Below are 8836 nucleotides of genomic sequence, written 5' to 3'. Positions count from 1 at the left end.
AATAAAACATGGATAATGAAGACATATGTTGTAGATCCAAGTTCAAAAATGGATATAAACTTGCAACATAATTCTGCAGATGAAGGAATTGAATACTATAGAAACGGAGGGGAAGCTTATGTTACTCGATACGATCAGAAATTAAACGGTTTATGGGATCTTGTTACGCCAGTACCATCTCTTTCTCCCGGTTCGATAACCACTCGTGCAGCAGTTTTTGGTGCTTATACGAACACTCGTTTAAATTTGGCCAATCTTAAAGATACGGAATATTTTTCGAAATCCGTAATAAAAAAGGATATCGATGAAAACACTCCTGTCAACATTCCAGATGCAATTTCTCCGAATGGGGATGGCTTAAATGATTTTTATGAGGTTGTAAAAAGACTTCCAACTGATATCATACGCTTTGAAGTGTATAGCCGTAACCAAGTTATGGTTTATCAAAACCTCAATTATGATAATACATTTAATGGTATAGGGAATATTGGAGGTTTTATGGGAAACCAATTACCTGATGGAATTTATTATTATCTAGTAAGTGCTAATGGAGCAAAAGGTATTCCGGGATATTTAATCATAAATAGATAGGTCATGGATAAAAAAATATACATTCTTGCACTTATTGCGTTGATTAATATTCTTCCCAATAAGATTTTAGCTCAACAGCTTCCCTTGTACTCGCAATACATGTTTAATACCCTTGAAATTAATCCTGCATACGCCGGTGTGAAGCAGTCTATGAATTTTACTAGTACCTTCCGAAAGCAATTCAATGGTATTAAAGATGCCCCTCAAACTACTTCAATTGCAGGTGATATGCCAATTGGAGATACACAATTAGGTATTGGACTAAAACTAGTAAGTGATAAGGTTTCGGTTACACAAAATATTGGAGCTCAGGTGTCTATGTCGTATAAAATTGAAGGCGACTATTCCAATTTTTCTTTCGGACTCCAGATGGGGGCATTGAATTACCGTACTGATTTTAGCAAGTTGAATGTAACTAATGCAGGAGATCCTGTATTTGCTCAAAATTTGAATGCAATGGCCGCCAATTTTGGTACAGGGATGTTTTTTAATACAAGCAATTTTTATATCGGCTTATCGTCGCCCAATTTGGTTAGGACTCATTTAAGGCAAGTTGATGTGGCTTTAGCAGAATATACGGTAAAGCAAAATTTGCACATTTACCTGAATTCAGGCTTTTTAGTGACGCTTAATGATAATTTCATTTTAAAACCCTCTTTTTTAGTCAGAGCAATTGAAGGAATTCCTTTAGATTATGATATTAATGCTAACCTATACTTCCGTGAAATTCTATCTGGTGGAATTTCCTATAGAAGTAGAAGTGCCTTAGTAGGTATAATGGATTTTAAATTAACACCAACAGTGCGTTTGGGATATGCTTATGATTATAATTTGGGCAGGCTAAACAACTTTACTAAATCTACACATGAAATAATTTTAAGGTTTAATCTCCCTTTTGAGAGAGATGAACTGATGCCTAGCTATTTATTTTAATAAATAATAGGCTTTAATTTAAAAAAGATATAAATGGAATCAAGCTAATAAGCGCGTTTCGATTTTAAAAATATTGTATAAAAACAACTACTATGAGATTTAATTATTATTCAATTTTGGCTTTTGTTATCGCAGTTTTTCTGATTACAGGATTAGATAATATAGCCTCTGCTCAGATAAAAATAGGCACCAATGGTTCAACTATTGAGCCATCATCTATTTTAGAGCTTGAAAGTAATAATCAAGGATTATTATTGCCCCGTTTAACGGATACCATTGCAATTAATACGCTTAGTCCCCCGAACGGTATGCTCATTTATCTAACAAAATGGCCAGCAGTGGGTTTATACGTAAGAAAAACTACTGGTTGGGAATTCTTGGCTGGATCATTAGGGGGTAATGGAACCTTTAATAATTTAACTGTTGGTGGGACCTTAACCGCTCAAAATTTTACGGGTAATTTAATTGGAAATGCATCTACCTCTACACAGGCAAGCACAGCTACTAATGCTCTCAATGTAAATATTACCAATGATTTATCAACTTCTACAGTTGCATATCCAACATTTGTTACAAATACACCTGGCAGTCAATCAATACGTACAGGAAGTACAAATTTAAGTTATGTTCCCAATACAGGAATACTAACAGCTAAGGGCTTTAGAGGCAATCTTGTGGGTGATGTTACAGGTATTGCTACTTCCTCTATTGATGCACTAAATGCAACAAATATTCAAATTTTAGAGGATGATATTAACAATAATCCAGTTTACCCAACCTTTGTTACTGGGAAAGTTGGTCCACTTACCGCCACGATAAATAGTGCAAAGTTACAATATCTACCAGCTACGGGTGAGTTTACAGCTCCTATTTTTAAAGGCGACTTACAAGGAAATGCAACTACTACCACTACAGCAACTAATGCGGCAAATGTGGCTGTTAGCGATGATTCGGCAAACTCATTGCCTACTTATCCAGTTTTTGTGAATGCTATTACTGGAAATCAAGCTTTAAAATCCACTAGTACATTTTTGAGTTATGTTCCCTCAACAGGAATTTTAACAGCTAAGGGATTTGTGGGTAATCTGGTTGGGGATGTGAGTGGTCAGGCAAGTACTGCTCTAACCGCAAATAATGCAAATAATGCCATAAATTCAACAAATACTCTCAATAGTGCCATTACAGATGACAATTCGAGTACTTCTGTATTTTATCCAACTTTTGTTGGAGCCACATCGGGTAATCAAGGGATTAAATCAAGCAGTAGTAACTTGAGATATGTTCCTTCAACAGGAATATTAACTGCCAAGGGATTTGTGGGCAATTTGGTTGGTGATGTTACAGGTAAAGTATCAAACGCTCAGCAAGCCGATAATGCATCAAATTTGGAGGTTGGCGAGGTTGTTCCGGGTGTTGCAACTTATTATCCAACTTTGGTAAATGCAACTACGGGTCAGACTTCTATTAAAGTCAATAATAGTCAACTTCAGTACCTTCCAGCTGCAGGCGAGTTAGTCTCACCTAAATTTAGAGGTGAACTTATAGGAAATGCGAGTAGTACAACTACCGCGACTAATGCGTCTAATGTTGCGATTACAGATGATATAACGAATAATTTACCGACTTATCCAGTATTTGTCAATTCACCAACTGGTAATCAGTCCGTTAAATCAAGCAGTACTAATTTAAGTTATGTACCATCAACTGGTATTTTAACTGCAAAAGGTTTCAAGGGTAATTTAATAGGAGATGTAACTGGAGAAGTTAGTAATGCGAAAAACGCTGAAAATTCGTCTAAAATAAATGTTGCTACAAATGACATAAGCGCGGGAACAGTTTATCCTGTTTTTGTATCCGGACTTTCGGGCTCTTTACAACCCAATGTAAGTACTAATCGTTTAGGATTCAAACCTTTAACGGGGGAATTAACAGCAATAACTTTCAAGGGAGATTTAATTGGGAATTCTACAACTGCAACTTCAGCCACTACAGCGACTAACTCAATAAATAGTGGTGTGACTGATGATAATTCTACAAATGGTACATTTTTTCCCGTTTTTGTGGGAACTGCTTCAGGAAATCAAGCTATAAAGGCAAGTAGTAATAATTTAAAATATAATCCTTCAAATGGAATATTAACTTCTACAGGATTTGCTGGTCCGCTTGTTGGTAATGTTACTGGACAAGCATCATCTGCCTTATCGGCTGTATCTGCTACAAATGCGACAACTGCAGATAATGCATTGAAATCTGTAATTATTGATAATGCATCACACTCTGCAGAAACATACCCATTATTCGTAAATAATGCTGCTGGAAATCAGCCACTCCGATCAAATGGAGTTAATTTAAAATATATTCCAGCAAGCGGGACTTTAATAGCAAAAAAATTCGAAGGTGATTTGAAAGGTGATTTAGATGGTATTGCTACCAATGCTATTGATGCTACTAATACGGCTAATGTTTCCATTACTGATGATTTAGCTAGTAATTCCTTTAAACCACTAACTTTTGTGGATGGCAATACAGGTAATTTACCTGTTAAAGTAAGTAGCTCTAATTTGAAATATAACCCTTCAACGGGTGAATTAATTGCTCCTACTTTTTCAGGTATATTTAACGGGAATGCAAAAACTGCAACCACAATTAGTCCAACAGGCTTAGTATTGCCAGTAAATGGCGGTACAGGATTTACATCATTTGCTGTTGGAGATATTTTATTTGCAGAAAGTTCAAGTACTCTTAAAAAATTGTCAATTGGCCCAATTGGGGCAGTTTTACGTGTTCAACAAGTGGGTACATCTATTGTACCTTCATGGGTTACAACTGGACCTGGTACAGTTACTGAAGTTCAATATGGCGGGACAGGCGTAAGTAGTTTAACTTCAGGAGGAATACTTATTGGAAATGGAACTAATAATATTTCAACTGTTAGTGGAACCGTTGGACAAGTTTTAAGGTCTAATGGCCCAGGCTTGCCTCCTTCATTTCAAAATCTTGCTGGTGGTGATATGATTTTAGCTGGTGATCAGGTAGTTACTGGACCAAAAACATTTGGTACGCCAGGCGTTGGAGGTGTTGGTGGAGTTAATGGTATGCTCAGACTGGCAGGTGTGCAATCTGGTTTTACTGTTTTAAATGGACCTAATATTGGGGGAGGGGTGGTTACCTTGCCACCATCAGGCACGCTAGCTACCTTAAAAGAACCTGAGACTCTAGAACAAAAGACATTGATTGCTCCAAAATTAGTATCACCGCTAATTGGCGCTGCAGAAGGTACCAGTTTAATATTAGGTGGAGGTGCCCCACTTACTACCACTAACCAAACTGGAACAGGAAGTATAGTCATGTCAAGTGGTGCACAACTTGTTTCTCCAAAAATTGGTGATGCAACTGGATCAAGTCTAAATGTTGGAGGTGGAACAATTACTGCTGGAACTTTCGTTGGAACATTAAATGGCAATGTCTCAGGAAATGCCAACAATGTTTCAGGCGTAGTGCAAATAGCAAACGGAGGTACAGGTGCAAATACGAAGCAAGCAGGATTTGATAATTTATCACCTATGACTAATCCTGGAGATATGATCTACGGTGAAACTTTAGGTTCTGCTAAAAGACTTCCACTTGGTGGGGCTAATCAAGTGCTAAAAGGTGGCACATCTGCACCTGCATGGGGTTCAGTAAATTTAACTTCTGATGTTTCAATGGTTCTACCCACTCAAAACGGTGGTACTGGAAATGCCTTTACTGAGTTTACCGGTCCGTTCACAACTAAGAAAATTTTTACATTGCCTAATTTTAATGCCGATTTAGCCATTACTAGCGGTCCACAGACATTCACTGGCTTACAGAAATTTACCACTACTATTGATGGCAATATTGCTTCAGCAAATACAGCAACCAAGCTCGCGGCAACTAAAAATATTAATAATGTTCCTTTTGATGGTAGTTCAGACATTATTGTCACTGCGGATGCTTCAACTTTAACTGGAACTACTTTAAAATCAACGGTGTTAAATTCTAGTTTAACTAGCGTAGGAACATTAACTAATTTAACTGTTAGCAGTCCAATTGTTGGAAGTATTACAGGAAATGCAGCTACCGCAACTTTAGCATCCAATGTGACCACTAATGCAAATTTAACTGGCGAGGTCACTAGTATTGGAAATGCAACTACTGTTACAACTAATGCAGTAATCACTAAGCCTTTAACAGGGTATACAAGTACAACCGGGGTAATTTCAGCTACAGATAATATTGTTACAGCCATTGGAAAGCTTAATGGAAATATTGCTGCCAACTCTAATGCTACCCACACTGGCGAGGTAACGGGTGCAACTAATTTAACCATTTCTAATTCAGCAGTTACAACTTCAAAAATTGCTTCTTCAGCTGTTACTTTAGACAAAATCCAGGACGTAGCAACTAACACGGTTTTAGGTCGCTCAACTGGCGGTACAGGTGCTCTGGAGCAACTTACCACCACAGGTACAGGCAATGTTGTTCGAGCAAATTCGCCAACATTAGTTTCACCAAGTTTAGGTGCAGCCACTGCCACTTCTTTAACAGTAAGCGGTTTGTTGAAATCTAATATCGCCGATGGAAATGCTCCATTTGAGGTTTTATCTACTACTCCTGTGGCTAATTTAAGTATTGGCGGTAATGCAGGATCTGCAACTAAGTTGGCAACAGCTAGAGCAATTAATGGAGTTAATTTTGATGGTACCGGTCCGATTACCATTAGCGCAGCCGCTTCCACTCTAACTGGAAATACTTTAAATTCATCGATTTTAACATCTAGCTTAACTAGTGTAGGTACTTTAGGGAATTTGACGGTCACCAATCCAATAGTTGGAAGTATAACCGGTACTGCAGATAATGTTAGTGGTACAATAGCTATTGCAAACGGAGGTACAGGAGCAACAAATCAGCAGACAGCATTAAACAATCTTGCGGGGACTCAAGCTGCTGGCAGATATCTACGTAGCGATGGTACCAATACTGTATTGTCTAATATTCTTGCAGCGGATGTTCCTACATTAAATCAAAATACAACAGGGACAGCAGCTGGATTGACAGATGCCTTTATTGACTGGAATGCCACAATTGGGGGTAAGGCAATTTTAAATAAACCTACATTAAGCAATGGAACAGTAACTTCTGTTGCTGCCCTAACCTTAGGTACCTCTGGTACTGATTTTAGCTCTACCGTTGCTACTAATACCACTACGCCTATAATTACACTAAATATACCTACAGCATCTGCAACTAATCGCGGAGCTTTAAGTTCTGCGGATTGGACAAGCTTTAACGCAAAACAATCTGCTTTAACTTTTTCAACAGGTTTGACTAATTCTAGCGGGACTGTTACTGTTAATTCTACTCAGAATATCGCTAACTTAAGTAATTTGTCGAGTAATGGTATTGTTTCTACATCAGGTGGTACAGGAGCATTGGCTGTTACACCAGTGAACGGTACAGGCAATGTAGTTTTAACTAGTGGTGCAAATTTGGTAAATCCTAATATTGGCTCTGCAAATGGTGCTAGTCTTACTCTAACAGGCTCATTAACATCTACTGCTACTACTGGAACTGCTCCATTTGTAGTGAGTTCAACAACCCCTGTTGCGAATTTAAATATTGGTGGGAATGCGGCTACCGCAACAAAATTAGCTTCAGCTAGAACTATTAATGGGATTAGTTTTGATGGAAGCGCAGATATCTCAGTTCCTGCAACTGGTTTAACCGCACAATATATTGACTGGGATGCAAGTTCAGGAGCGACTTCCATTAAGAATAAGCCTACCATTACTAATGGTACAGTAACTTCGGTAGCTGCAACGGTACCTTCATTTTTAACCATAACCGGAAGTCCAATTACTACAAATGGAACATTAGCTATTAATTATAATACTGGTACTGCTCTGCCAGTAGCAAATGGTGGTACAGGCTTAACATCATTAACTTCTGGAGGGGCATTATATGCATCAAGTGCTAATTCTATAGCATCAGGTACACTGCCTACAACAGCTGGGGGTACTGGTAATAGCAATTATATTGTTGGAGATATGTTATATGCTTCTACAACTACTGCCTTATCTAGATTGCCGAGCGCAGCTGTTGGAAATGCATTAATTAGTAATGGAGTGGGTGCAGCTCCTAGCTGGGGTAAAATTGATTTGGCTACTCACATACAAGGAACAATTCCAGTTTCTTTGGGAGGTACTGGTAGCTCAACTCAAAACTTTGTTGATATAACAACAAATCAGACTATAGAAGGAGTGAAAACTTTTGTTGAACAAATTTCAGGAAGTATTTCAGGAAATGCTGGGGGTAATGCAGCAACAGCGACTAAATTAGTCGCTTCAAGAACAATTTATGGAAATTCTTTTGATGGGTCTGCAAATTTGACTCAGGTGATTGCACCCGCATTTGGAGGTACAGGAAATGCATTTACTAAATTTGTTGGCCCTACAGTAAATGAAAAAACCTATACCCTTCCTACTACAAATGCAACTTTGGCTAGAATAGACGCAGCTCAAACATTTAGTGGAGTGCAAACCTTTACTGAGCCAATTGCTGGGAGTATTACAGGAAATGCTGCAACGGCTACAACAGCCAGTGGCGTTAGTCCTAATATTACCATCACTTCACCAACTTTGGTTACGCCAATCTTAGGTACAGCATCTGCAACTTCAATAAATAATGTAACAATCGTGGCTCCTGCGGTTGCGGCTACTTTAAACTTAGCAAATGGTAGTACCTTGGCAACATCTGGAGCCAATTCAATCACATTGACTTCAACTGGGCCAACAAATGTAACTTTACCTACTTCTGGAATATTGGTAAGAGCCATATCTTTTGAGCAAACAATTGATTTTCCAGAAGTCGCTGCTGGAACAAGCCAAACTATAAGTGTGGGATTTGCTGGTAGTGTAAACTTAGGAGATGTTGTGAGTATTGGATTGCCTGACGAACTTGCTAGCGCTGAAGGTGTATTTACAGTATGGATTGGCGGAAGCAATGCTGTAAAAATTAAATTTACCAATACAAGTACTAGTGCGATTGAACTTCCCGCAGGGATTATAAAATTTAAAATTTTCAATTAAGAGCAAATAGTATTAAAAATAATAAAATATCGAGTTAATCCTTCAATCTTTTGAGTTGGATTAATTCGATATTTCGTTTTAAAGCTTAATAATTGCTGTTTAGAAATATTTTGAGCATTAAATGAAAATTATTTAAAAATAATCTCTCAACTATTTGATTATTAAGAAGAGTTTCCTATCTTTGCCCTCCCTTTACAGGGGTT

3 protein-coding genes are annotated in these 8836 nt (G+C 37.9%); all 3 read left to right on the top strand.

The window, feature by feature from the left end; translation table 11 throughout:
• A partial coding sequence (locus tag ACIQ0D_RS09530) for a gliding motility-associated C-terminal domain-containing protein (RefSeq protein ID WP_395805030.1) occupies positions 1-591 on the top strand: 591 nt, incomplete at its 5' end.
• A 3-nt stretch (positions 592-594) separates the two neighbouring features.
• Entirely contained in the window at positions 595-1524 is a 930-nt protein-coding gene (locus tag ACIQ0D_RS09525) for a type IX secretion system membrane protein PorP/SprF (protein WP_395805028.1), read from the top strand.
• A 92-nt stretch (positions 1525-1616) separates the two neighbouring features.
• Positions 1617-8633, top strand: a complete 7017-nt coding sequence (locus ACIQ0D_RS09520) for a beta strand repeat-containing protein (RefSeq protein ID WP_395805026.1) — start codon at positions 1617-1619, stop codon at positions 8631-8633.
• Positions 8634-8836: the final 203 nt, after the last annotated feature.

The organism is Daejeonella sp., from assembly GCF_044342615.1.
GTDB lineage: Bacteria > Bacteroidota > Bacteroidia > Sphingobacteriales > Sphingobacteriaceae > Daejeonella.
This window is presented reverse-complemented; position numbering and strand designations above follow the sequence as displayed.